Below are 23221 nucleotides of genomic sequence, written 5' to 3' on the forward strand. Positions count from 1 at the left end.
TCCTGGAAGGTCGTTGCCCCGGGATCGCGATCCGGCATCATGATGCCGTCAGCACCATACAGCGCTCCAGTGGCAGCGAAAAAGCAAGTGAAGCGCCAATTGGCTCTAGATCAAGCCCGATATGTCGGAGAAGGCCATCGCCTTGCGCAGCACCTCGGCGAAGCGTTCACCGGCCGCCTCGCGCGGGCCGCTGTTGTCGATCGAGGTAACATCAGGTCCCGACAAGGTCACACTGGCGCTTCGCGCCAGCCGCGCCAGCACTTCGCCGCGCGACTCGCGCCCGCGCATCGCCAGCCGCTCGGCCAGCACCTCCGGCGAGGCGGTGATCTCGACGATGGCCAGATTGGCATAGCGCTCGCGCAGCACCGGGATGATCGCGCGCGACACGTTGGCGACGGCAACATGGCCATTGGCGACCGACCAGTCGACATCGGCCGGAATGCCATAACGCAGGCCATGCGCCTCCCAGGAGATGGCGAAGGCGCCATCCGCTTCGGCTTCGACGAAGGCCGCGTCGGCCAGCGTGTCGTGATCCTCGCTCGCGGCATCGCTCGGCCTGGTGATGACGCGGCGAACGAACTCCAGCCGGGTCTCGTCGGCAAAGCGGGCGCGGGCGTAGCCGATCACCGTATCCTTGCCGGCGCCGCTCGGGCCGACGACGGCGACGAAGACGCCGTCGCGGATCGGAAACCTCTCGGCGGACAATTCGCGCTCGATCAAGGCCGAGACCATCATGCGACCCGGCGTCCCTGCCGCCAGACCGTGCGCACGACCGGGACATGGTCGTCGACACGCACGCGCACCAGATCGGCGCGGCGGCCCTGTTCGATGATGCCGCGGTCGGTCAGGCCGACCGCTTCGGCCGGGTTCTTCGAGACCATGGCGACCGCCTGCGGCAGCGAAATGCCTTCGACAACGTCGCCGAGGAAGAATGCCGACTGGATCAGGCTGAAAGGAATATAGTCGGACGACAAGATGTCGAGCAGCCCGTCGCCGGCCAGCGTGCGGGCCGAGACATTGCCCGAATGCGAAGCACCGCGCATGACGTTGGGCGCACCCATCAAGACGCCAAGCCCGGCCTGTTTCGAGGCCCTGGCGGCTTCCTCCGTGGTCGGGAACTCGGCGACGCGCACGCCCTGTTCGATCGCCTCGTCGACATGGCCTGTCGTGGCGTCGTCGTGGCTGGCCAGCACGATGCCGCGCTCGTGGCAGGCTGCGGCGATATGGACACGGTTCGGTCCCGAATTCCGGGCCGATTCCGCCATCCGCTTTTCGCAGAACAGCTTGAAGTCGCGGTCGGTCAATTTCAGCTTGCGCTGGTAGTAATAGGCATAGGTTTCGAGGTTGACGAACTGGCGCTGGCCGGGCGCGTGGTCCATCAGCGATGCCAGCTTGACCCGCTCATCGCCGTCGAAATTGGCGAAGGCCTTAAGGCAGTCCGGCGCCGAAACCTCACAGCGCAGATGGATGAAATGGTCGGCCCGCAGACGATCCTGCTGAACACTGTCCTCGATCGCGTCGGCCAGCTTGCGGATGTCGTCCGATGTCAGGTCGGCGTCCTCGTCCATGCCGACGCGCAAGGCATCGAGCACGGTGGTGATGCCGGCCGTCGCCACTTGCGCGTCATGGGCGAGCACGGCGGCGATCGGGTTCCAGCGCACCTTCGGCCGCGGCGCGTAGTGGCCTTCGAGATGGTCGGTGTGGAGTTCGACCAGCCCGGGAATGATGTAGTCGCCGCCCATATCCTCGCCGGCCATGGTCCCGCCGGTGTGGCCGGTGCCGGCATCGATGCCGGCGATAAAGCCGTCGCGCAGCACCAGCGAACCCTCGACGATCTCGTCGGCAAGCACGATGCGCGCGTTGGTAAGAACAGTTTCGGCGGTCATTTCAGGCAGTCCTTGTTATTCCGGCTCGGTTATTCAGGCGGTTTTTCTGGCAGGGCGGCGCCCGAGCGCGTGATGGGAGAGCACCATGAACGGTGCGCCCGGTTCGGTTTCGACAAACAGCGTCAACGCATCCACCAGCACCGGCTGTTGCAGCACCTCCGCGAACAGGCTGTCGATTGCTGCACGAAGACGAGGGCTTTCCTGTGGCCCCGCCCGGCCGGACAGCGTCATGTGGAAGCGGAAGGTCTCGAAGACATAGGGATAGCCCCACTGGCACAGATTGCGGAATTGGGCGGGCTTCAGCGAGTCCGGGCTGCGCCGTTCGATCTCGGCCTCTGTCAACGGCGCGCGAAACCGGTCGAAACCGAGCACCACGTCATCGGCAAAGCGGTTGAGCGGAGGCAGCGGTCCTTCCGGCACCAGCGCAAAGAAGCTGTCGATCTGGCTGACGACAAGGCGCGGGATCGTCACCACCGGCGTTGCCTCGGCAAAATGGTCGAGTGCCGCGCGCAGCGAGGTCTCCGTCTCGTTGGCAGCCAGCCGGAAGGGGGCTTTCAGCGTCGCATGAAAACCGTAGCGCCGCGCCGAAGCGGTGTGGAAGGCAACTTCCGCCGCCGACAGATCGGCCACCGTCTCCACCGGCCTTGTCGCGCCACCGAACGGGTCGCGGCCCAGCCAGTTGGCGGCGATCCGCGCCAGCGGCTCGTCCTGCCGGGGAGTGAAATAGATGGCGTAGCGCATGAGAAGAAGTCCTCGTTAAAGCGCGCCGCGTTTGAAGAAATGCTGCGACGCGCTTTAAGTCTTGGTTTTTCGCATGTCGTAATCCCAAAACCGCTGCTCACTTTTGGGCGACATGCACTGGCCCCGCTGCCATAGGCGATTTCCATGACGGATTGACGAAGCTTTGAAGGGTTTTCGAAGGCAAATCGACCCGGCAGGTCCTTAGCCGACGATTTTTCCAAGCTGGACCAACAGCTTCACCCAAAACGTGCGACCGGTCAGGCCTTCATCAACCATTCGTGCTCGGGCGCGTTGTGGAATTTCCACGTCCGCTTCGGCCCGGCCATCACGTTGAGATAGTAGAGGTCGTAGCCATGGCAGGCGGCGCAGGGATGATAGCCCTTGGGCACCAGCACGACATCGCCATCCTCGATCGCCATGGCTTCATCCAGCGCGCGATGACCGTTCTTGTCGGCGTCGGTGTAGACGCGCTGGAAGGCAAAGCCCTGCGGCGGGTTGAGGCGATGATAGTAGGTTTCCTCAAGATAGGATTCGGCCGGCAGATTGTCCTGGTCGTGCTTGTGCGGCGGGTAGCTCGACGTGTGGCCGCCGGGCGTGATGACCTCGACCACCAGCAATGAATCGGCCGGTTTGCCTTCCGGCAGGACGTTGGTGACATAGCGCGTGTTGGTGCCCTTGCCGCGCACCTCCTGGCCGAGATCCTCTGGTCTGATCACACGCACCGGCAGGCCGCCGCCGAGGCCCGGTGCCGAGCAGACCGCGAGTTCGAGCTCCGTGTCTGCCGCAACCGACCAGTCCGACCCTTCGGGTATGTAGACCGACCAGGGTTTGCCCTCGAACGGCGACATGCGCTCGCCGAGCAGGCCGAGGTCCTTACCGCCGGCTGTCGCTTTGCCCTTGCCGGTGACGAACACCAGGCAGACTTCGCGATCGCCCGTTTTTCCAGCAGCGCTCTCGCCGGGCCTCAGCCGATGCAGGTCGAAACCGACATAGGTCCAGCCGGCGGTTTTCGGCGTCACATGGGCGACGCGGCCATGGCCCTTGTCGGCCTTCACCAGCAGTTTCGACATCCGGTTACTCCTTCGGTTCGGCCTCGGCCGTTGTCTTGCTCTCGTCGGCCGGCCTCTCGTCGGCCGGCTTGTAGAGATAGAAGAACTGCCACACGGCGTAACCGGCGAAGCCGAGCGCGATCACGCCCCAGAACGGCGTGCCGGTGGCGAATTCGATGATCGACCAGATGACGCAGACTGCGACGACAGCGATGCGCCGCCACAAAGGCCGGAAAAACGGATGCTCGGAATCTTTCATTCCGGCAACCTACAGCAACCCGGCTTCGCCGAGAACCAGTGCGTCGGGCATTGCGGAGGCCCTAGGCATTTGGAAAGCCCTGCGTCTCGACCGTATAGCCGGCCGCCGTCATCACCCGCATCAATTCCTTGTGGCCGACCTCAGCCATCTTGAGCGGCGGGTTCTTCTTCGGATCCTGCTCGGCCTCGACCACGAACCAGCCCTCGTAACCATGGTCGGCAAACCGCTGCACGATGGCGCCGAAATCCAGCGAGCCGTCACCCGGCACCGTGAAGGCCCCGAGCGCGACAGCGTCGAGGAAGGATTGCTTGGTGCGGTCGAGCTTGTCGATGACGCCCATGCGCACGTCCTTCACATGCACATGGCTGATGCGCGCATAGTGGTTGTCGATGGCGCGCAGGACGTCGCCGCCGGCAAAGGCCAGGTGCCCCGCATCGAGCAGCAGCGGTATGCCGGCTCCGGAATACTTCATGAAGGCATCGAGTTCCGGTTCGGTCTCGACGACCGCCGCCATGTGGTGGTGATAGGAAAGCGGCATGCCCTGTTCGGCGCACCATTCGCCAAACTCCGTGAGGCGTTTCGCATAGGCCTTCAGCTCGTCGTCCGAGAGCTTCGGCTTGGTTGCGAGCGGCTTCGAGCGGTCGCCCTGGATCGAGCGGCCGACCTCGCCATAGACGATGCAAGGCGCGTTCACCGCCTTGAACAGATCGATCATCGGCTGGACGCGATCCTTGTTCTTGCCCATGTCCTCATCGACCAGGGTGCCCGAGAACCAGCCGCCGCAAAGCGTCACGTCGGCCGCCTTCAGGATCGGCAGCATGACATCGGGATCGTTGGGAAACCGCCGGCCCATCTCCATGCCGGTGAAACCGGCCGAGCGCGACTGGCGCAAACACTCTTCCAGCGACACATCATCGCTGAGTTCCGCAAGATCGTCGTTCCACCACGCAATGGGGGACATGCCCAGTTTGGCTTTCAAGTCGTCACTCCAGTTTTCAGTTCGTGCCCACCCTCCCCGCGAGGGGAAAGGTGGGATTTGCCGGCGTTGGCATCAATCGCCAATGGTCTGCATCTGCCGTTTTTCGTCATAGGCCTTGCGCGCCGCGTTCACCTGGGCACGCGCCGAGACCTCCGGCACCGCAACATCCCACCAATGGCCGCCGGCATCGGTCGAAACCAGCGGGTCGGTGTCGATGACCAGCACGGTGGTGCGGTTGTTCTTCCTTGCCTTTTCCAGGGCGTTTTCCAGCCCGGCGATCGATGGCACTTTCTCGGCAATCGCCCCCATGCTCGCTGCATGCGCGGCGAAGTCGATATCGGGCAGGATTTCGTGGCGCGAGTCCTTCAGGAGATTGTTGAAGTTGGCGCCGCCGGTCGCCATCTGCAGCCGGTTGATGCAGCCATAGCCGCGGTTGTCGAGCAGCACGATGGTCAGCTTGAGGCCGAGCATCACCGAGGTGGCGATTTCGGAATTCAGCATCAGATAGGAGCCGTCGCCGATCATGACGACGATCTCCTCGTCCGGCTTCGCCATCTTGGTGCCAAGCCCGCCAGCAATCTCGTAGCCCATGGTCGAGAAGCCGTATTCGGCGTGGTAGGAGCCGGGCGCGCCAGCTTGCCACAGCTTGTGCAGTTCGCCGGGCAGGCCGCCGGCGGCATGCAGCAGGGTTACGCCAGAGCCCATCGCGCGCTGCACGGCGCCGATCACCTGCGCGTCGGAAGGATAGGCGGCATTCGTCGACGCCGTCACCTTGGCGGCCTCGGCCTGCCAGGCCTTCTTGCCGGCCGCCGCATTGTCGGTCCAGGCCGAAGGCGCTTTCCAGCCCTTCAGCGCCGCGCCGAGTTCGGCCAGGCCCTCGGCCGCGTCGGCGACCAGCGGCAGCGCCCGGTGCTTGCCGGCGTCGAAGGGCTGAACGTTCAAGCCGATGATGGTCTTGCCGGAGTTCTTGAACAGCGCCCACGAGCCGGTGGTGAAGTCCTGCAGGCGTGTGCCGATGGCCAGCACGACATCGGCTTCCTCAGCCAGCCGGTTGGCGGCCGAGGTGCCGGTGACGCCGACCGCCGCCATGTTGAGCGGATGATCGTCCGGCAGCGAGGATTTGCCGCCTTGCGTCTCGCAGACCGGGATGCCGGCGCCCTGCACGAATTTCCCCAGTTCGTCCGAAGCCTGCGAATAAAGCACGCCGCCGCCGGCGATCACCAGCGGCTTCTTCGCCCCCTTGAGTGCTGCCACCGCCGCGGCAAGCTCATGGCGGTCCGGCCGCGACCGGCGCTGGTGCCAGACGCGCTCGGCAAAGAAGCTCTCGGGATAGTCATGGGCCTCGGCCTGCACGTCCTGGCAAAGCGACAGCGTCACCGGGCCGCAATCGGCCGGATCGGTCAGCACCTGCATGGCGCGGCTGAGCGCCGGGATGATCTGTTCGGGCCGCGTGATGCGGTCGAAATACCGCGACACCGGACGGAAGCAGTCATTGACCGTCGCCGTGCCGTCGGAGAAATCCTCGGCCTGCTGCAGCACCGGATCGGGAATGCGGTTGGCGAAGACATCGCCGGGCAGAAAAAGCACCGGCAGCCGGTTGACGTGGGCCAGTGCCGCAGCCGTCACCATGTTGAGCGCGCCGGGGCCGATCGACGAGGTCGCCGCCATGAAGCGGCGGCGGAAATTGGCCTTGGCATAGGCGATCGCCGCATGCGCCATCGCCTGTTCATTGTGGGCGCGAAAGGTCGGCAGTTCGTCGCGCACCTGATAGAGCGCCTCGCCGATGCCGGCGACATTGCCATGGCCGAAGATCGCCCAGACACCGCCGAAGATCGGGACTTTCTTGCTGTCGATCTCGGTCATCTGCCTGCTGAGAAAGCGGGTCAGCGCCTGCGCCATCGTCAGGCGGATTGTCTTGCTCATGGTGTTTTTCCTCCGCAGTCCTATGCCGCGCCTTCTTATGCTGCTTTGCGGCCGCGCGCGGCAAGCCACGCTTCGGTCAACTGTTCGAAGCGCGAGGCCATGTCGGCGATCGCCTCGTCATCCGACATCTTGCCGGCCAGCCATTGTTCGGCCGCGTGGACGAAGATGGTCCGGCCGACGGCAAACCCTTTGACGATGGGCGCCTTGGCGGTTGCGGCAAAAGCCGCTTCCAGCTCGTCCTGCGGCGCTTCCAGGCCAAGCAGCACGACGCCCCGGCACCATGGATCATGCTTCAGGATCACCGCTTCGATCTTTGCCCACGCCGCTGCCGAAGCCTGCGGTTCGAGCTTCCACCAGTCGGGTTTGATGCCGAGCGCATAGAGTTCCTCCAGCGCGCGCGGGATCGTCGTGTCGTCGAGCTTGCCGTGCTTGCCGGCGATGATCTCGACCAGCAATTCCCTGCCGACCTTGCGTGCGGCCTCGAACAGCGCGCGCAGCTTCTGCTGCTGTTCTTCCTTCAAGGCCGCCGGATCATCGGGGTGATAGAAGCACAGGCACTTGATGCAGTGATCGACCGGCCATTCGACGAGCTGCGAGCCGATGTCCTGCGAGAACTCGAAGCGTAGGGGTCGCGATCCCGGCAATTCGACGGGCCGCCCGAGCCAGGCGAAGGGATGGCGGGCAAATTCGAACATCGCCTCGCGGCCATGTTTCTCGTCGATCAGCATGCCGTAGCCGTCGCGACCGGCGGCGACCTTCGCCGCCGCCTTAACCGCCAGCACCTTGAAATCGCGGATGCGTGCGGGATCGGCACCGGCCTTCGCCGCCACATCCTCGAGCTGCACGCGGTGATCGCAGGCGAGCGCCATCAGCGAGGGAACGTCGCGGCGGCGGGTGGTCGCCCAATGGATGTGATTGATCGCCTCGTCCTTGCGCAAGGCGAGATGCTTGCTGCCGTTCTTGAGGAAGAACTGCAACTCCTCGAAGGTCGGATATTCCGGCGCGCACAGCAGGCGCGACACGGCGAAGGCGCCGCAGGCATTGGCCCAGGTGGCCGCAGTCGCATGGTCTTCGCCACCCAGCCAGCCGCGCAGGAAGCCGGACATGAAAGCGTCACCGGCGCCGAGCACATTGTAGATCTCGATCGGAAAGCCCTTGCCGACGACGCCGTCCTCGAGATCGTCGCTGATCGGCCCGTCATAGACGATGCAGCCCATGGCGCCCCGCTTCAGAACGATGGTCGCCGCGGACAGCGCGCGGATCGCCTTCAAGGCGCTCAGGCAGTCATCGGCACCCGACGCGATCATGATCTCTTCTTCGGTGCCGACGATCAGGTCGCAATCGGGCAGTACCGTCTTCAACTGGGCCGAGACCCTGTCTGATTTCACATAACGCTCGAACCCTTCGGCATGGCCGGCCAGACCCCAGAGGTTCGGCCGATAGTCGATGTCGAACACCACCTTGCCGCCCTTGGCCTTGATGATGCGGATTGCCTTGCGCTGGGCGGCGTCGCTGTTGGGACGGGAAAAATGCGTGCCGGTGACGACGATGGATCGCGCCGAGGCGATGAAGGCCTCGTCGATGTCTTCCGGCGCCAGCGCCATGTCGGCGCAGTCTGAGCGGTAGAAGATCATCGGCGACACGCCTTCGTCCTCGACCGACAGCAGCACCAATGCGGTGAGCCGCTCCTTGTCGGTCTTTAGCCCGTCGACGCACACGCCTTCGCGCCTCAGCTGTTCGCGGATGAAGCGGCCCATCTGCTCGTCGCCGACGCGGGTGAGCAGCGCCGAGCGCAGGCCCAGCCTCGCCGTGCCGACAGAGATGTTGGCCGGGCAGCCGCCGACCGACTTGGCGAACGAGGTGATGTCTTCCAGCCGTGAGCCGATCTGCTGGCCGTAAAGGTCGACGGAAGCGCGACCGATGGTGATGACGTCGAGCGGCGCCTGTTTCGCGTCCACGGCTTCGCTCATTGGAACCTCCCATCGGCCTTGTTGTTTTGGGGTACACGCGCGAGCGGCAGCGTGGCGCCAGGAATATGAAATAATAATTCCAATCCATAGTCAATATGGAATGAGCATTCCCAGGTCTAAAATTGTCTTTGAGGTGCCTGCTAGGCCTTGCGCCTGCGGCCCGTGCTGCGCCGTTTTTCGCCGACGCCGACGGTCAGCGCCATAGCCAGCGCCATCGTCGCCGACAGCGAGCGGAAGCCGGCGAAATCGGCCTCGGCAACCTCGAACCAGATGCTGGCGAACTGGGCAAGAGGCGAAAACGAGCTGTCGGTGATGGCAACGATCGGCACGCCCTGTTCCGAAATGCTGCGCGCCTCCTCGATGGTGGCCGGCGCGTAGGGCGAGAAGCTGATGGCGATGACGGCGTCCGCCGGCGTGGCGAATGCGATCATCTCGGCGTTCAGCCCGGCGGCCGATTCGATCAGCTGGTTGCGGATCTTCAGCTTGCCTAGCGCATAGGCGATGTAGGACGCCACCGGATAGGAGCGGCGCTTGGCCAGCACATAGATGGTCTCCGCCTTCGCCAGCAGCGAAATTGCGTCTTCCAGATGCGCGTCGTCCAGTGTGCGCGAAATGTCGTTGAGCGAGGTGCTGGCGGCAGCGACGAAGCCGTCGAAGATCGCCCGGTGACCGGCGGCGCCCTCGGCCTTGGCACGCAGCGCCTGCAGGCGTTCGTCATAGGACGAGTTGCGCTCGCGCAGCCTCTCGCGAAACACCTGCTGCAGGCTGGTGAAACCGTCGAAGCCAAGCTGCTGGGCAAAGCGGATCAAGGTCGACGGCTGCACGCCGGCCGAAGCGGCGATGCTGGCGGCGGTGCCGAAGGCGATATCGTCGGGATTGTCGAGCGCGTAGGCGGCGATCTGGGCGATGCGCTTGGGCAGGCTTTCGCGCCGGTCCAGGATGGTGGCGCGCAGCGTCTCGAAGTCGCGAGGTACCCGTTCGTCCATCGTCGCTCTGTCCAGGCTCATCTATGGGTACCCTCTCTGCCCCATCATAGCGAGCCTGCGCAAGAACGCCATAAAAAATGAGGCAGACATTCCATTCCAATAGAAAATGGACTAATTCATCCATCCAACGCTTCAGGCAGTGGAGAAATGGAAAATGGTCGGCGTCGGTCTCATCGGCACGGGTTTCATGGGCAAGTGTCACGCCATCGCATGGAGTGCCGTCGGCGCCGTCTTTCCCGATGTGCCCAAACCCCGGCTCGTCCATCTCGGCGAGGTCAATGAGGACCTCGCCAGGCGCAAGGCCGGTGAGTTCGGCTTCGCCAAGGCATCCGGCGACTGGCGCGCCGTCGTCAACGACCCGGATGTCGATATCGTCTCGCTGACCACGCCCAACCAGTTCCATCCGGAGATGGCCATCGCCATCCTCGAGGCCGGCAAGCATCTGTGGTGCGAAAAGCCTATGGCGCCGAGCTTCGCCGAGGCCGAAGCTATGGCGGCGGCGGCGAAGACGTCGGGCAAGGTCGCCGCCCTCGGCTACAACTACATCCAGAGCCCTGCCATCCGCCACATTGGCGCGCTTCTCGACGAGAAGGTCATCGGCGAGGTGAACCATCTGCGCATCGAGATGGACGAGGACTTCATGGCCGACCCGGAGGCGCTGTTCTTCTGGAAGCACGAAGCGGCTTCCGGCTATGGCGCGCTCGACGATTTCGCCGTGCATCCGCTGTCGCTGGTCTCCGCCCTGTTCGGCCGCGTCGCCAGCGTCATCTGCGACATGGCCAAGCCCTATGCCGACCGCAAGCTCGCCGCCGGCGGCCGCCGCGCGGTCGAGACCTACGACATCGCCAGCGTGCTGATGCATCTGGAAAACGGCATTGCCGGCACGCTGCTGGTCAACCGCTCGGCCTGGGGCCGCAAGGGCCGCATCGCCATCCAGATCTTCGGCTCGAAGGGATCGATCCTGTTCGACCAGGAGCGGATGAACGAACTCCAGCTCTACCTCACCGCCGATCGTCCGACCGAGCAGGGTTATCGCACCATCCTGGTGGCGCCGCACCACAAGCCCTACGACGCCTTCCTGCCGGCGCCCGGCCATGGCCTCGGCTTCAACGATCTCAAGATCATCGAGTGCCACGAACTGTTGACGCGGCTGGCCGGCAAGCCGGCGCGGATCATCGAGTTCGCCGAAGGGCTGGAGATCGAGCGCACGGTGCATGCGATGGCGCGCTCGTTCGACGAAAAGAGCTGGGTCGATGTGAGATAGTCCGCTTCGCGATGGATCGCCTCAGTGGCTTGCGGCCTGGGCGGCGTTCGTCTCCCACCCGTTCACCCAGACCTGCCGCAAGCGATCGCCTTCGCCCTTGAACCGCAGCCCCGTCGCCTGGCAATCCTCGATCCGGTCGCTGCGGAAATTGCGGATCGCCTGGCGCAACTCGCACCAGGCGACGATGTTGGCGGTTTCGGCGTAATAGATCAGCGCAATCGGGCGGATGAGGCGCTCGGAGGCGCGGCCGAGTTCGTCGCGATAGGACAGGTCGAGCTTCTCCTCGTCGCGGATGGCGCGGCGCACCAGCGCCAGATCGACCGCGCCGACCGAGGGCGCGGCGAATCCCCACGCATGCAACGCATTGGCATCGAACGTCTGGCGCAAGGGCGGCGGCACCGCGCCGGCGATCTTGGCGCTGACGCGCTTGGCCGCCAGTTTGAGTTCGCTGTCACCCGTGCGCTCCAGCAGCGCCAGCGACAAAACGATCGCCTCCATCTCCTCGATCGAAAACATCAGCGGCGGCAGGTCGAAGCCGGGGCGCAGGATGTAGCCGATGCCGCGCCCGCCTTCGATCGGTACGCGCATCGCCTGCAAAGCGGCAATGTCGCGATAGACGGAGCGCACCGTCACTTCCAGCTTTTCGGCCATCATGGCAGCCGTCACCGGCTGCCGCGCCAGCCGCACGATCTGGATGATCTCGAACAGTCGCGATGCCTTGCGCATTTCCTCACCCGCTCCGATCACAACTGACACCACATCGTCAGTAGGGCTGACCTATACGACTGCCTATCGAATTGAAAATCAACACATTCCTCAGCGGCTCCGCCGGGCGAGGCGACAGGCAACTGACATGGACTATGCGGAAAATCTCTGGCTGTTCTTCCTCCTGCTGTTCGGCATCATCATCGTGCCCGGCATGGACATGCTTTTCGTGCTTGCCAATGCGCTGACCGGTGGCGGCAACAGAGGCCTTGCCGCCACCGGCGGCATCATGCTGGGCGGCATGGTGCACACGCTGAACGGCGCCGTCGGCGTCGGCCTGCTGATGCATTTCGTGCCGATCCTTTACAATCCGCTGCTGATCGCCGGTGCCGCCTACATGGCTTTCATCGGCCTGACGCTGATGCGCAGTTCGATCAAGGTCGGCCACGAGGGGCCTGCCGGCAGCCGCTCCGCATGGAAGGCGTTTCGCCAGGGGCTGGTGATCTGCCTGATCAATCCCAAGGCCTACCTCTTCGTGTTTGCGGTCTATCCGCAATTTCTCAAGCCCGCCTATGGTCCGATCTGGATACAGGCGGCCATCATGGGATTGATGACGGTGGCCGTGCAGTTTGCCGTCTATGGCGGGCTTGCCGTCACTGCCGGGCGCAGCCGCAACCTGCTGGTCGCCAACCCCCGGGCGACCGCATTTGCCGGCCGGGCGGCTGGATTGCTGCTGGTTGCGGTGTCGGTGCTGACCGCGTGGCAAGGTTTGAAGGCGGCGTGAATTCCAGGCCCGCGCCTGGAAACACCGCCGCCTTATCCCCGGCCTGTCAGGCTGCCCCTTGGCGGCTGTCGATCATGGCGCGGCGCGCCGAGCGGCGCCACTCGACCGCGCCAGCAAGGCCGTGCAGCACCGTCTCGGTGGTCGCCCAGTCGATGCAGCCATCGGTGATGCTCTGGCCGTAGACGAGCGGCTTGCCGGGCACCACGTCCTGCCGGCCGGCGACGAGATTGCTCTCGATCATCAGGCCAATGATGCGCTCGTCGCCCGCCGCCACCTGGCCCGCCACGTCGGCCGCGACCTTGGGCTGGTTCTCCGGCTTCTTGGCCGAATTGGCGTGGCTGACATCGATCATCAGCCGAGGTGCGATGCCGATGCGGGCGAGTTCGACCGAGGCCGCCTCGACGCTCGCCGCGTCATAGTTGGGCTGAACGCCGCCGCGCAGGATGACGTGGCAGTCTTCATTGCCGGTGGTCGTCGCTATGCCGCTGCGTCCGCCCTTGGTCACCGCCATGAAATGGTGCGGCTGGGCGGCCGATTTCACCGCCTCGGCGGCGATCCGCAGATTGCCGTCGGTGCCGTTCTTGAAGCCGACCGGGCAGGACAGGCCCGATGCCAGCTCGCGGTGGATCTGGCTCTCGGTCGTGCGCGCGCCGATGGCGCCCCAGGCGACGAGGTCGGCAATGTATTGCGGCGTGGTCATGTCGAGGAATTCGGTCGCCGCCGGCAGGCCGAGGTTGTTGACGGCGGAGAGCACGTTGCGCGCCATCCGCAGCCCCTTGTCGATGTTGAAGCTGCCGTCGAGGTCGGGATCGTTGATCAGGCCCTTCCAGCCGACCGTCGTGCGCGGCTTCTCAAAATAGACCCGCATCACGATCTCGAGCCGGTCGGACAGGGTCTCGCGCAGCGCCGCCAGACGGCTGGCATAATCGACGGCCGCGACCGGATCGTGGATCGAACAGGGACCGACGATGACGAGCAGTCGATCGTCGGTCCCGTTCAAAATGGCGTGGGTTGCATTGCGTGACGCGGCAACGGTGCGCGTCGCCGTCAGCGTGCGCGGGATCTCCCGCATCACCTGGTCCGGCGTACTCAGTTCCCTGATTTCCTTGACCCGAAGGTCATCTGTGGTGGTCAACACGGCTTTCTGCTCCTGATTGGGAGACCTGCCGGCTGAAACAAAAAAGCCGCCAGGTCTGGCGGCTGTTCGGATCTTGTTGCTGCAATCTTCAGATCGAGCGCAATCCTCCCGCCGCCAGCGAGCTCCTAAAGTACCAATACGTGGCGGTCAGGTTGATCATGAGGCTCATATAGTCGAAACGGAGGCGCTTGTCACGCTCCCCTCCGTTTGAAATTTGACGCCTACCCGTCGCGATCCGGCCCCAACTCTTATACGTTCAACGATATGCCCAAAGATTCCGAAGAACCCGCCGATGTTTATGCGCTGCTGCGAGCGGCGGCAGAAGCGCGCCTAAGAGCAGCCAAAGCTATGTTAAGCGCATACGAAGCCAATGCCTTTAGGACGCCGGCCACGCCGGAGGATATCGCCTACTGGAAGCAAGAGCTGGCCGACGTTCAGGTCGAGTTGGCGAGGCTGCATAGTGCACACCGGACCTGAGACCCCCGATGACGTTTCAACTGCTACTCGCCGATCACCCCCGCAATGTTCTGGTCGTAGTCGACCAGCGACCCGGTCATGACGCCGGCTTGCGGGCTGATCATGTAGCTGATCAGCCGGGCGAGCTGCGCCGGCTTCACCAGTTGGCCCATCGGCTGCGCGGCCTCGGCCTTCTCCAGCCAGTCGTCCGGAGCGTCGTGCCATTTCTTCTGCACGATCGCCTCGCCCTCGGTGTCCATCCAGCCGGGCAGCACGGCGTTGCAGCGGATGCGGTTCTTTCGATAGGAGCTGGCGACATTCTTGGTCAGCGTCATCAGCGCGCCCTTGCTGGTCGAATAGGGCGTCAGGAAGGACTGGCCGGCATGCGCCGACATCGACAGCACGTTGACGATCGAACCCGGCGCCTTGCGCTCCAGGAGGTGGGCGACCAGTCCCTGCATCAGGAAGAAGGGTCCACGCACATTGGTGTCGAAGATCTGGTCGAAAAGCTCTTCGCTCGTCTCGACCAGCGAACCGCGTGCCGACGTCGCTGCGGCATTGACCAGGGCGTTGATGGTGCCGAAATGCGAGATTGCGGTTGCGACCGCGCGCTTGCAGTCGGCGACCTTCGAGACGTCGGCGCTGATGAAGATCGCGTCGACGCCTGCTTTCTTGAAATGGGCGACGGCCTTGTCGCCCTTCTCCTGCGAGCGGCCGATCAGCGCTAGCGCCCGGCAGCCCTCGTCGGCCAGTGCCTCGGCGACGGCAAAGCCGATGCCTTGCGCGCCGCCGGTGACGATGGCGCGCGTTTCATGATTGCGAGCGGCTGATGTGCTCATCGCTGTGCTCCTGTGCCTGGTGTTCTTACTTTGCCGTGTCGAGACGGACGGTCTTGCCCGAGGTTGCCGACTTCAGCGCCGCATCGGCCAGCTTCAGCGCCACGAGCCCATCGGCGCCGCTAGGCGCCGCCTTCTTGCCTGACGTCGCGGCTGCGATAAAGGCAGCGATCTCGTTGGCATAGGCGTCGAGGTAGCGGGTCATGAAGAAATCGTGCAGTGGCGGGCGCGTATAACCCTTCTCGTTGGCCAGTTCGATCGACACCGGACGCTGGTTCTCGGCCGCGATCATGCCTTTCGAACCATGCACCTCGATGCGCTGGTCATAGCCATAGGTGGCACGGCGCGAGTTGGAGATGACGGCCTGCTTGCCGGAAGCGGTCTCGAGGATGACGCTGACGCTATCGTAGTCGCCGGCTTCGCCGATCTTCTTGTCGACCAGCACCGAGGCGTGCGCACTGACCGCCACCGGCTCTTCGCCGAGCAGGAAGCGCGCCATGTCGAAATCATGGATGGTCATATCGCGAAAGATGCCGCCCGAGCGCTTGATGTAGTCGATCGGCGGCGCACCCGGATCGCGCGAGGTGATGGTCACCATCTCGACGGTGCCGATGGCGCCGTCGTCGATCGCCTTGCGCACGGCGGCGAAATGCGGATCGAAGCGCCTGTTGAAGCCGACCATCAGCGTCGCCTTGGCCTTCTCGACCACGGCCAGGCACTTCTCGACGCGCTTGACGTCGAGGTCGATCGGCTTCTCGCAGAAGATCGCCTTGCCCGCCTTTGCGAAACGTTCGATCAAATCGGCATGGGTGTCGGTCGGCGTGCAGATGACGACGGCGTCGATGTCCTTGGATTTTTCGATGGCGTCGATGCTGCGCACCTCGGCGCCATAGGCCGTCGCCAGCTCGGTCGCCGCCTTCTCGAAGGCGTCGGCGACGGCAACCAGTTTGGCCTGCGGGTTGGAGCCGACGGCGCGGGCGTGGACCTTGCCGATGCGGCCGGCACCGAGGAGGGCGAAGCGGAGTACCATGGAATGTCCTTTGAGGATGGTTCGAAGCAAGGCGCCGGTCATGGGCGCGGGTGATGTTCCGGTCAAGACGACATCGACAGGAAGGCGGTGACCACCGCCTCCGTGCCCGGCCCTAGGCCGCGAGTTCCGCCTCTCCGGTCTTGGCCCCGGTGATGTAGGAGACGATATCGTTTCCGTCGGTGTCCTGCTTGCGCAGGTTGGCGACGATGCGGCCACGGCGGAAGACGACAATGCGGTCGCAAAGGTCGAACACTTGGCGCATGTTGTGGCTGATCAGGATCAGCGGCTCGCCATTGTCCTTCAGCGTGCGGATAATATTTTCGACCTGTGCGGTCTCCTGCACGCCAAGGGCTGCCGTCGGCTCATCCATAATGATCAGCTTGGAGGCGAAGGTGGCGGTCCGGGCGATCGCCACGCACTGGCGCTGGCCGCCCGACATGTGGCGGATGGTGTTGGACAGATTGGGGATCTTCACCGCGGTGCGGACCAGTGCCGCCTCGGTCGCCTTGCGCATGTATTTGCGATCCAGGATCGAGAACGGCCCGAGATTGAACAGCACCTTTTCGCGCCCAAGGAACAGGTTCGACGGCACGTCGAGGTCGTCGGCCAGCGCCAGGTTCTGGAACACCGTCTCGATGCCCGCCTCTCGCGCCGCGATCGGCCCGGTGAAGTTCACTTCCTTGCCGTCGAACCAGATCTTGCCGTCGGTGCGTTGCTCGACGGCGGTGATCTGGCGCACGAAGGTCGACTTGCCGGCGCCGTTGTCGCCCATGATGGCGACATGCTCACCCTTGCGCAGCTCGAAGTTAGCGCCTTCCAGCGCATGCACGCCACCATAGCGCTTGGTCAGGTTTTCGGTCTTCAGGACTATGTCTGCCATGATCAAGCCCTCATTGCCCTAAGGCGTTGACGCCACTGGTCGAGAACGACTGCGCCGACGATGATCACACCCTTGACCATCTCCTGGTAGTAGGCGTCGAGGCGCAGGAAGGTGAAGCCGGAGATGATGACGCCGAAGATCAGCGAGCCGATCACCGTGCCGACGATCGAGCCGCGGCCGCCCGACAAGGAGACGCCGCCGATCACCGCCATGGCGATGGCGTCGAGTTCGTACATCACGCCCATGCCCGACTGCGCGGTGAGATTCTTGGAGCTCAGCACCACGGCGGCGAGCGCGGCGAGCACGCCGGCGATGACGTAGACGAGGATCTTGTGGTTGGCGATCTTGATGCCGGACATGCGCGCGGCATCTTCATTGGAGCCGATCGCGTAACAGTGCTTTCCGTACCGCGTGTAGGTCATGATCATCTGGAACAGCACCGCCAGCGACAGGAAGATGATGACGGGCATCAGGCCTTTGCCGATGGCCGCGAAACTGTCGGTGGGGAACGAGATAGGCTGTCCCTTGGACCACCATTTGGCGATGCCGCGCGCGGTCACCATCATGCCGAGCGTGGCGATGAACGGCGGAATGCGCGTGTAGGCAATCAAGGCGCCGTTGACCAGGCCGGCGAACAGCCCGCAACTGATGGCGACCAGCAGCGGCACGATGACGGGCAGGTCGGTCCAGCCTTGCGCGAGGAACATCGCCTTGGGGTTGGGATTGCCGTTGACGGTCGCCACCTGGGCAAAACTCATGGCGATCATTGCGGTCGCGCCGACGATCGAACCCGAGGACAGGTCGATGCCGCCGGTGATGATCACTTGCGTCACGCCGATGGCGATGATGCCGACGATCGACACCTGCAGGATGATGATCTGCAGGCGTGCCTCGTTGAAGATCCCGCTGACGTCGCTGCGGGTGTTGAACAGGAAGCTGTCGCCGAGGAAGATCCGGCCGATCAGTTCGAAGACGACGACGAGGATGACAAGCGCCAGGAAAACGTTGATTTCGGCAGGCCACGCGCGCTTCTTCGCGTCGTAGCCGACCCCGCCGACGCCATGAGATGTCTGTGCCAAATCTTTTATCCTCCGTCAGCCGCGGTCGCCCCTCGCTGCCTTGCCGGCGCTGAGGGAAGGGGAGCGGCGCTGACGCGCCGCTCCTAATGCCCGTTGCTCAGTTCTTCTTCAGGAACTTGTCGATGTTCGCCGGCGTCACCAGCTGGAAGGGGACGTAGACCTTGTGTTCGACCTTCTCGCCCTTTGACAGTTTCAATGCCGCGTCCAGCGCGCCCGCGCCCTGGCCGGCCGCGTCCTGGTACACGGTTGCGTCAAGGTCGCCCGCCTGCATTGCTGCAAGCGCGTCCTGGGTGGCGTCGACGCCGCCGACCACGACCGACTTCATGTCGATGTTGGCAGCCTTCATCGCCTGGATGGCGCCGATGGCGCTTTCGTCATTGTTGGCGATGACGCCATCGAACGGCTTACCGGTCGACAGCCAGTTGGTCATCAGGTTCTGGGCCTCGTCGCGGTTCCAGTTCGACGTCTGCTTGTCGATGATCTTGATGAAGCTGCAATCCGGCGTGGCGATCACCTCTTCAATATCCTTGGTGCGCTGCACGGCGGCCTGGTTGGACAGTTCGCCCATGATCACATAGACATTGGCTTCCTTCTTGCCGGCTTCCTTGAACAGGCGGCAGACTTCCTTGGTCTCGAGCGTGCCGGAATCGGCCTCGTTCGAAGCGACGAATGCCTGGTTTTCCGGCAGCTTGTCGACATTGACCGGTTCGCGGTTGACGTAGACCAGCGGGATCTTGGCGGCCGCCGCGGCGTCCGACATTGCCTGCGTGGCCGAGGTGTCGACCGGGTTGACGATGATCGCGTCGACGCCGGAGGCGGCGAAGTTCTTGATCTGGTCAAGCTGCTTGGCGACGTCGTTCTGCGCGTCCTCGACCTGCAACTCCACGCCGCTCATGCCCTTGGCCTGCTCGATCATGCCGTTGCGAAGCACGGTCAGGAAGTTGTCGTCGAACTTGGCCATCGATACGCCGACCTTGGCGGCCATGGCGGATGAACTCATCAGCGCCGCGAAAGCGACGCCCAAAATCAGTTTCTTCATTGTGTTTCTCCTCCACATATTGGTGTCCGGTTGCACCGATCTATCCGGAATCCCCGATCTCCCCGGGGAATCTCTCCCTGATATCGCTTCGCTCCGTATTGCATTCCCTGCTTGGGCTGGAACGCCAAACCCTCTGTTTGAAACAGACGTTCCGGAACGAAAGAACCAAAATGCACAGTTGGTGAAATATTTATTCCATTCCAGCGGAACGTCAAGTGCGATTCCGCGGCCTGCCGCCGGATTTTCGGATCGTTCTGATGGATTCTATCATTCCCCGCCGCTGCACTCGCGCGGGAAAGGTCAGATATTTTCCGGCAGATAGATGTCGAAGGGCAGGAAGGTCTGGCCAGGGGCGTTGGCTGCGCCGGTTTCGATGGCATGCACCATCCGATCGACCAGTTCGCGGCAGAGCGCGGCCAGCGGCGTCGAGATCACCATGGTGAGGATGTTGTCGGCAAGTGCCGCGCGCGACTCGGCGTTGATCTCGTTGCAGACGACCACAGGCATATTTACGGGCCTTGCTGCCCGCAGCGCCGAGACCGCGCCTTCCATGCCGCCGCCCGCGACGTAGCAGCCGGCAAGATCCGGATAGCGCGCCAGAAGATCGATCATCGCATCATGGGTTACTTGGTTCGCTTCCAGGTTGACCAACGTTTCCAGCACGCTGAAGTCGGGTGCATGCTCGCGAAAGAAAGAGCGGAAGCCGATCTCGCGCAACTCGTGGCCATGGAAACGGTGGCTGCCGACGAAGAGGGCGACTTTGCCGGGCTGCCGCGCCGCCCTGGCGATCATCCAGGCCGCGGTACGACCGACCTTGCGGTTGTCGAGGCCGACATAGCCCTCGCGGATACCGGCGGCAAAATCGGACAGCAGCGAGAAGACTGGCTGCCCCCTAGCCTTCAACGCCTCGACCGCCGCCGTCAGGGTCGGATGGTCCGGGCCGACAACGGCGATGGCCCTCGATTTTGCCGCCAGCTTGCGCATCTGGGTGGCGATCTCGTCGGGGACCAGGGAACTGGCGAAGTCGATGGTTGCGGCGCCGCGGAACCGCTGCGATTGCGAGACCGCCAGTTCGAGCTCCGATGCGAAATCGCCGTAGAAGACATCATTGCCTCGCAAAAGCAGGAAACCCAGCCGGTACTCCGGCAATTCATGGCGCATCCGCTGCTTGATCAAGCCGGCCGCGTGATAGCCGATCTCGGTCGCGGTTTCATAGACGCGCCGCGCGGTCTCCTCGCGCACCGGCAGGCGATTGTTGAGCACGCGGTCCACCGTGGCAACGCTGACGCCGGAGATGCGCGCCAGATCGGATATGGTCGGCCGTTTCGCCATGGTCGTCCTCGTTCGATTGCCGAATATTGATACATCATTCTGATAGGAAATGATAGAAACTATCTTTGTGATATTGAGTCCATCACGAGCAAACGGTATTTTCAGGCTGGAAGGCATATGGGCAACCGGCATTCGCCTGGGCGCGTGCCTTGCCGAGGAGGCAATCATGACCACTGCGCCGTCCCGGCGTGACTACAGCCTGATCGGCCGCGACGCCAAGCTCGCCGTCGAGACCGGCCTGTCGGCGGCCGAGTGGTATCACACCGAGATCCCGCGCAAGCAGATGAAGGAGTTGATGCAGCGCTCCGACGGACCGGCGATCCGCGATACCATCATCTGGCTCGCCGCCCTGATCCTCAGCGGCGCCGGCGCCGCCTGGTTCTGGGGCACATGGTGGTGCGTGCCGTTCTTCTTCGTCTACGGCGTGCTCTATGGCTCATCCACCGATTCACGCTGGCATGAATGCGGCCACGGCACCGCCTTCCGGACGCAGTGGATGAATGATGTGGTCTACCAGATCGCCTGCTTCATGATCATGCGCAATCCGGTGACCTGGCGCTGGAGCCACACGCGCCACCACACCGACACCATCATCGTCGGCCGCGACCCGGAAATCTCGGTCATGCGGCCACCGGACCTGGTTCGCGTCGTCCTGGCCTTTGTCGGTGTGCTCGATGCCTGGCATGCGATGAGCGACATGCTGCGCAACGCGGCCGGGAACATCAGCGCGGCCGAAAAGACCTTCATTCCGGAGCAGGAGCAGCCAAGGGCAATCCGCTTCGCCCGCATCTGGACGGCGATCTATGCAGCCACCATCGCACTGGCGCTCTATACCGGTTCGTTCCTGCCCCTGATGCTGGTCGGCCTGCCCAGGCTCTACGGCGCCTGGCATCACGTTATGGTCGGGCTACTGCAACATGGCGGCCTGGCCGACAACGTCACCGACCATCGCTTCAACAGCCGCACCGTCTACATGAACCCGATCAGCCGCTTCATCTATTGGAACATGAACTACCATGTCGAGCATCACATGTTTCCGATGGTGCCGTACCACGCGCTGCCGAAGCTGCATGAGCTGATCAAGCACGATTTGCCGGCGCCGACGACGTCGATCCTGGCCGGCTATCGCGAGATGATCCCAACCTTCCTGCGCCAATTGCGCAACGAAGACTATTTCCTCAAGCGCGAGCTGCCGCCCACCGCCAGGCCATATCGCGAGGAATTCCACAACGATGCCGTCGCGGCGGCCGAGTGATCGTGCGGCTATCCGATTTCCACGGGAGGACTGAATGAGCGACTGGGTCGAGGCCTGTGCCGCAGGTGATATCGATGAAGAGGATGTGATGCGTTTCGATCATGGCGGCCGCACCTTCGCTATCTATCGCAGCCCGGACGATGACTATTTCGCCACCGACGGTCTGTGCACCCATGAAAAGGTGCATCTCGCCGACGGCCTGGTGATGGACGACATCATCGAATGCCCCAAGCACAATGGCCGCTTCAACTACAAGACGGGGGACGCCCGCGGCGCGCCGGTCTGCGTCAACCTCAGGACCTATCCGGTCAAGGTCGACGCCGGCAAAGTCCTTATCCAGATCGGATGACTGGTATGACGCGAGGGATGGTCATCATCGGGGCCGGCGAGTGCGGCGGCCGGGCAGCCTTGGCGCTGCGCGATCTCGGCTATGACGGGCCGGTGACGCTGGTCGGCGACGAGCCGCATCTGCCCTACGAGCGCCCGCCTCTGTCCAAGGAGGCGATGGCCAGCGAGGCGCCCGAAATCAAGGCGATCGCCAGCGATGCAATCCTGGCTGAGAAATCGATCCGCCATATCCATTCCATCCAGGCCGTGGCGATCGATCGTGCACCGCATATGGTGCGTCTGTCGGACGGTTGGGCCCTGCCTTATGACAAGCTGCTGCTCGCCACCGGATCGACCCCGCGCAAGCTGCCGAAGCCGGGATTGGGTTCGCGCTGCGTCTATCTCCGCACCTTCGCCGATGCGCTGGCCATTCGCGCCCATCTCAGCGCCGGCAAGCGTATCGCCATTGTCGGCGGCGGCTTCATCGGCCTCGAGCTCGCCGCCGCGGCCCGCAAACTCGGCGCTTCGGTCATCGTCATCGAGGCGCAGCCGCGCATCCTGATGCGTGGCGTGCCGGCCGAGATCGCCGAAATCATCCATGCTGCGCACGTCGCCGAGGGTGTGAGCATCTTGTGTGGAGACGGCATAGCGTCCGTCGACGACGACGGCAAAGAGGTCCGCATCGCACTCGCCGGCGGACAGCAGATATCAGCCGATCTCGCGGTCATCGGCATCGGCGCCGTACCGGTGACCGGGTTGGCGGCCGAGGCGGGGCTGACGATCGACAACGGCATCGCTGTCGATGCGGAGCTGCGCAGCAGCGATCCCGACATCTTCGCCGCCGGCGATTGCTGCTCGTTTCCACTCGCCGTCTATGGCGGCCGCCGCGTGCGGCTGGAAGCCTGGCGCAACGCCCAGGAACAGGGTGCGCTGGCGGCCGGGAACATGCTGGGGGCTGGCGAGGCGCATGCGGCTGTGCCGTGGTTCTGGTCGGATCAGTATGGTCTGTCCCTGCAGATCGCCGGGCTTTCCGACGAAGGCCGCAGCGTCGTGCGCCGCGATCTCGGCGACGGCGCCTTTATCCTCTTCCATCTGGACGAAGACGGCCGGCTGGTGGCGGCCAGCGGCATCGGTCCAGGCAATGCGGTCGCCCGCGACATCCGGTTGGCCGAAATGCTGATCGGCAAACGGGCGAAGCCGGCGCCGGAAGCACTCGGTTCACAGGCCATCAAGCTGAAGTCCTTGCTGGCGGCGTAGCGAATGCTTCGGTGCAGGACGTCGGTTCCGGCTCAAAAGCCTGAAA

General features: G+C 63.9%; 23 protein-coding genes. 6 read left to right on the forward strand and 17 right to left on the reverse strand.

Annotation, left to right across the window (positions count from 1 at the left end):
• Positions 1–105: 105 nt before the first annotated feature.
• From phnN to AC1D08_RS01755, 9 genes are all read right to left on the reverse strand, one after another.
• Complete coding sequence (phnN, locus tag AC1D08_RS01715) at positions 106–735, reverse strand: phosphonate metabolism protein/1,5-bisphosphokinase (PRPP-forming) PhnN (RefSeq protein WP_457150150.1); 630 nt, start codon at positions 733–735, stop codon at positions 106–108.
• The gene (locus AC1D08_RS01720) at positions 732–1886 is read right to left on the reverse strand and encodes an alpha-D-ribose 1-methylphosphonate 5-triphosphate diphosphatase (RefSeq protein WP_095083284.1); all 1155 of its coding nucleotides are present in this window, start codon (positions 1884–1886) and stop codon (positions 732–734) included. The genes phnN and AC1D08_RS01720 overlap by 4 nt, the downstream gene beginning before the upstream one ends.
• A 33-nt stretch (positions 1887–1919) precedes the next feature.
• Entirely contained in the window at positions 1920–2627 is a 708-nt protein-coding gene (locus tag AC1D08_RS01725) for a DUF1045 domain-containing protein (protein WP_095083282.1), read from the reverse strand.
• 257 nt (positions 2628–2884) lie between these two features.
• Positions 2885–3697: a 5-deoxy-glucuronate isomerase gene (gene iolB, locus AC1D08_RS01730; RefSeq protein WP_457150149.1), complete on the reverse strand. Its 813-nt coding sequence runs from the start codon at positions 3695–3697 to the stop codon at positions 2885–2887.
• A gap of 4 nt (positions 3698–3701) precedes the next feature.
• Positions 3702–3935: a DUF3329 domain-containing protein gene (locus AC1D08_RS01735; protein ID WP_477422456.1), complete on the reverse strand. Its 234-nt coding sequence runs from the start codon at positions 3933–3935 to the stop codon at positions 3702–3704.
• A 61-nt stretch (positions 3936–3996) separates the two neighbouring features.
• A complete protein-coding gene (iolE, locus tag AC1D08_RS01740) occupies positions 3997–4914 on the reverse strand; it encodes a myo-inosose-2 dehydratase (RefSeq protein ID WP_457152113.1) in 918 nt (305 codons plus the stop codon).
• Positions 4915–4986: 72 nt separating this feature from the next.
• A complete protein-coding gene (gene iolD, locus AC1D08_RS01745; RefSeq protein ID WP_477422458.1) occupies positions 4987–6837 on the reverse strand; it encodes a 3D-(3,5/4)-trihydroxycyclohexane-1,2-dione acylhydrolase (decyclizing) in 1851 nt (616 codons plus the stop codon).
• Between the two features lie 35 nt (positions 6838–6872).
• Positions 6873–8807, reverse strand: coding sequence for a bifunctional 5-dehydro-2-deoxygluconokinase/5-dehydro-2-deoxyphosphogluconate aldolase (locus tag AC1D08_RS01750; RefSeq protein WP_457152111.1), 1935 nt, complete (start codon positions 8805–8807; stop codon positions 6873–6875).
• A 140-nt stretch (positions 8808–8947) separates the two neighbouring features.
• Positions 8948–9793, reverse strand: coding sequence for a MurR/RpiR family transcriptional regulator (locus AC1D08_RS01755; RefSeq protein WP_167392076.1), 846 nt, complete (start codon positions 9791–9793; stop codon positions 8948–8950).
• A gap of 154 nt (positions 9794–9947) precedes the next feature.
• Between AC1D08_RS01755 and AC1D08_RS01760 the strand changes: the two genes are divergently transcribed.
• On the forward strand, positions 9948–11057 hold the full coding sequence (locus AC1D08_RS01760; protein WP_457152110.1) for a Gfo/Idh/MocA family protein: 1110 nt from the start codon (positions 9948–9950) through the stop codon (positions 11055–11057).
• 21 nt (positions 11058–11078) lie between these two features.
• Here the strand turns inward: AC1D08_RS01760 and AC1D08_RS01765 are convergent, their stop codons facing one another.
• On the reverse strand, positions 11079–11783 hold the full coding sequence (locus AC1D08_RS01765; protein ID WP_457152109.1) for a helix-turn-helix transcriptional regulator: 705 nt from the start codon (positions 11781–11783) through the stop codon (positions 11079–11081).
• A gap of 127 nt (positions 11784–11910) precedes the next feature.
• On the opposite strand from AC1D08_RS01765, the gene AC1D08_RS01770 reads away from it, so the two are divergent.
• Positions 11911–12546, forward strand: a complete 636-nt coding sequence (locus AC1D08_RS01770; RefSeq protein WP_457152108.1) for a LysE family translocator — start codon at positions 11911–11913, stop codon at positions 12544–12546.
• A gap of 46 nt (positions 12547–12592) precedes the next feature.
• Here AC1D08_RS01770 and AC1D08_RS01775 read toward each other — a convergent pair whose 3' ends face one another.
• Positions 12593–13684, reverse strand: coding sequence for a 3-deoxy-7-phosphoheptulonate synthase (locus AC1D08_RS01775; RefSeq protein ID WP_477422461.1), 1092 nt, complete (start codon positions 13682–13684; stop codon positions 12593–12595).
• 207 nt (positions 13685–13891) lie between these two features.
• Here AC1D08_RS01775 and AC1D08_RS01780 point away from each other — a divergent pair, with 207 nt between their 5' ends.
• Complete coding sequence (locus AC1D08_RS01780) at positions 13892–14161, forward strand: hypothetical protein (protein WP_457152106.1); 270 nt, start codon at positions 13892–13894, stop codon at positions 14159–14161.
• 23 nt (positions 14162–14184) lie between these two features.
• On the opposite strand, the gene AC1D08_RS01785 is transcribed toward AC1D08_RS01780, so the two are convergent.
• The 6 genes from AC1D08_RS01785 to AC1D08_RS01810 form a co-directional block, all read right to left on the reverse strand.
• Positions 14185–14979 (reverse strand): SDR family oxidoreductase, encoded by a 795-nt coding sequence (locus AC1D08_RS01785; protein WP_457152105.1) that lies wholly within the window; start codon positions 14977–14979, stop codon positions 14185–14187.
• 25 nt (positions 14980–15004) lie between these two features.
• Positions 15005–16006, reverse strand: a complete 1002-nt coding sequence (gene iolG / locus AC1D08_RS01790) for an inositol 2-dehydrogenase (protein WP_457152104.1) — start codon at positions 16004–16006, stop codon at positions 15005–15007.
• Between the two features lie 112 nt (positions 16007–16118).
• Positions 16119–16886 (reverse strand): ATP-binding cassette domain-containing protein, encoded by a 768-nt coding sequence (locus tag AC1D08_RS01795; protein WP_095083257.1) that lies wholly within the window; start codon positions 16884–16886, stop codon positions 16119–16121.
• Between the two features lie 2 nt (positions 16887–16888).
• Positions 16889–17965, reverse strand: a complete 1077-nt coding sequence (locus AC1D08_RS01800) for an ABC transporter permease (protein WP_477422463.1) — start codon at positions 17963–17965, stop codon at positions 16889–16891.
• Positions 17966–18062: 97 nt separating this feature from the next.
• Positions 18063–19004 (reverse strand): sugar ABC transporter substrate-binding protein, encoded by a 942-nt coding sequence (locus tag AC1D08_RS01805; protein ID WP_477422465.1) that lies wholly within the window; start codon positions 19002–19004, stop codon positions 18063–18065.
• Between the two features lie 300 nt (positions 19005–19304).
• Positions 19305–20336 (reverse strand): LacI family DNA-binding transcriptional regulator, encoded by a 1032-nt coding sequence (locus tag AC1D08_RS01810; RefSeq protein WP_457153458.1) that lies wholly within the window; start codon positions 20334–20336, stop codon positions 19305–19307.
• 166 nt (positions 20337–20502) lie between these two features.
• On the opposite strand from AC1D08_RS01810, the gene AC1D08_RS01815 reads away from it, so the two are divergent.
• The 3 genes from AC1D08_RS01815 to AC1D08_RS01825 are packed head-to-tail and all read left to right on the forward strand — an operon-like array spanning position 20503 to position 23175.
• Entirely contained in the window at positions 20503–21591 is a 1089-nt protein-coding gene (locus AC1D08_RS01815) for a fatty acid desaturase family protein (protein WP_457153459.1), read from the forward strand.
• Positions 21592–21625: 34 nt separating this feature from the next.
• Positions 21626–21940 carry a MocE family 2Fe-2S type ferredoxin gene (locus tag AC1D08_RS01820; RefSeq protein ID WP_095083246.1) on the forward strand — a complete coding sequence of 105 codons (315 nt, stop codon included), beginning with the start codon at positions 21626–21628 and terminating at the stop codon, positions 21938–21940.
• A complete protein-coding gene (locus AC1D08_RS01825) occupies positions 21937–23175 on the forward strand; it encodes an NAD(P)/FAD-dependent oxidoreductase (protein WP_457153460.1) in 1239 nt (412 codons plus the stop codon). Before AC1D08_RS01820 ends, AC1D08_RS01825 begins: the two co-directional genes overlap by 4 nt.
• The last annotated feature ends 46 nt before the right edge of the window (positions 23176–23221 follow it).

This window comes from Mesorhizobium sp. P2_E6 (assembly GCF_056403835.1).

Excerpts from the sequence above, each read along its gene's own strand:
- AC1D08_RS01795 (WP_095083257.1), bottom strand. The coding sequence starts at position 16,886 with ATGGCAGACATAGTCCTGAAGACCGAAAACCTGACCAAGCGCTATGGT.
- AC1D08_RS01825 (WP_457153460.1), top strand. The coding sequence starts at position 21,937 with ATGACTGGTATGACGCGAGGGATGGTCATCATCGGGGCCGGCGAGTGC.
- AC1D08_RS01785 (WP_457152105.1), bottom strand. The coding sequence starts at position 14,979 with ATGAGCACATCAGCCGCTCGCAATCATGAAACGCGCGCCATCGTCACC.
- AC1D08_RS01765 (WP_457152109.1), bottom strand. The coding sequence starts at position 11,783 with ATGCGCAAGGCATCGCGACTGTTCGAGATCATCCAGATCGTGCGGCTG.
- AC1D08_RS01735 (WP_477422456.1), bottom strand. The coding sequence starts at position 3,935 with ATGAAAGATTCCGAGCATCCGTTTTTCCGGCCTTTGTGGCGGCGCATC.
- phnN (WP_457150150.1), bottom strand. The coding sequence starts at position 735 with ATGATGGTCTCGGCCTTGATCGAGCGCGAATTGTCCGCCGAGAGGTTT.
- AC1D08_RS01805 (WP_477422465.1), bottom strand. The coding sequence starts at position 19,004 with ATGAAGAAACTGATTTTGGGCGTCGCTTTCGCGGCGCTGATGAGTTCA.
- AC1D08_RS01725 (WP_095083282.1), bottom strand. The coding sequence starts at position 2,627 with ATGCGCTACGCCATCTATTTCACTCCCCGGCAGGACGAGCCGCTGGCG.
- AC1D08_RS01755 (WP_167392076.1), bottom strand. The coding sequence starts at position 9,793 with ATGGACGAACGGGTACCTCGCGACTTCGAGACGCTGCGCGCCACCATC.
- iolD (WP_477422458.1), bottom strand. The coding sequence starts at position 6,837 with ATGAGCAAGACAATCCGCCTGACGATGGCGCAGGCGCTGACCCGCTTT.
- iolB (WP_457150149.1), bottom strand. The coding sequence starts at position 3,697 with ATGTCGAAACTGCTGGTGAAGGCCGACAAGGGCCATGGCCGCGTCGCC.
- AC1D08_RS01720 (WP_095083284.1), bottom strand. The coding sequence starts at position 1,886 with ATGACCGCCGAAACTGTTCTTACCAACGCGCGCATCGTGCTTGCCGAC.
- AC1D08_RS01770 (WP_457152108.1), top strand. The coding sequence starts at position 11,911 with ATGGACTATGCGGAAAATCTCTGGCTGTTCTTCCTCCTGCTGTTCGGC.
- AC1D08_RS01815 (WP_457153459.1), top strand. The coding sequence starts at position 20,503 with ATGACCACTGCGCCGTCCCGGCGTGACTACAGCCTGATCGGCCGCGAC.
- AC1D08_RS01760 (WP_457152110.1), top strand. The coding sequence starts at position 9,948 with ATGGTCGGCGTCGGTCTCATCGGCACGGGTTTCATGGGCAAGTGTCAC.
- AC1D08_RS01820 (WP_095083246.1), top strand. The coding sequence starts at position 21,626 with ATGAGCGACTGGGTCGAGGCCTGTGCCGCAGGTGATATCGATGAAGAG.
- iolG (WP_457152104.1), bottom strand. The coding sequence starts at position 16,006 with ATGGTACTCCGCTTCGCCCTCCTCGGTGCCGGCCGCATCGGCAAGGTC.
- AC1D08_RS01750 (WP_457152111.1), bottom strand. The coding sequence starts at position 8,807 with ATGAGCGAAGCCGTGGACGCGAAACAGGCGCCGCTCGACGTCATCACC.
- AC1D08_RS01810 (WP_457153458.1), bottom strand. The coding sequence starts at position 20,336 with ATGGCGAAACGGCCGACCATATCCGATCTGGCGCGCATCTCCGGCGTC.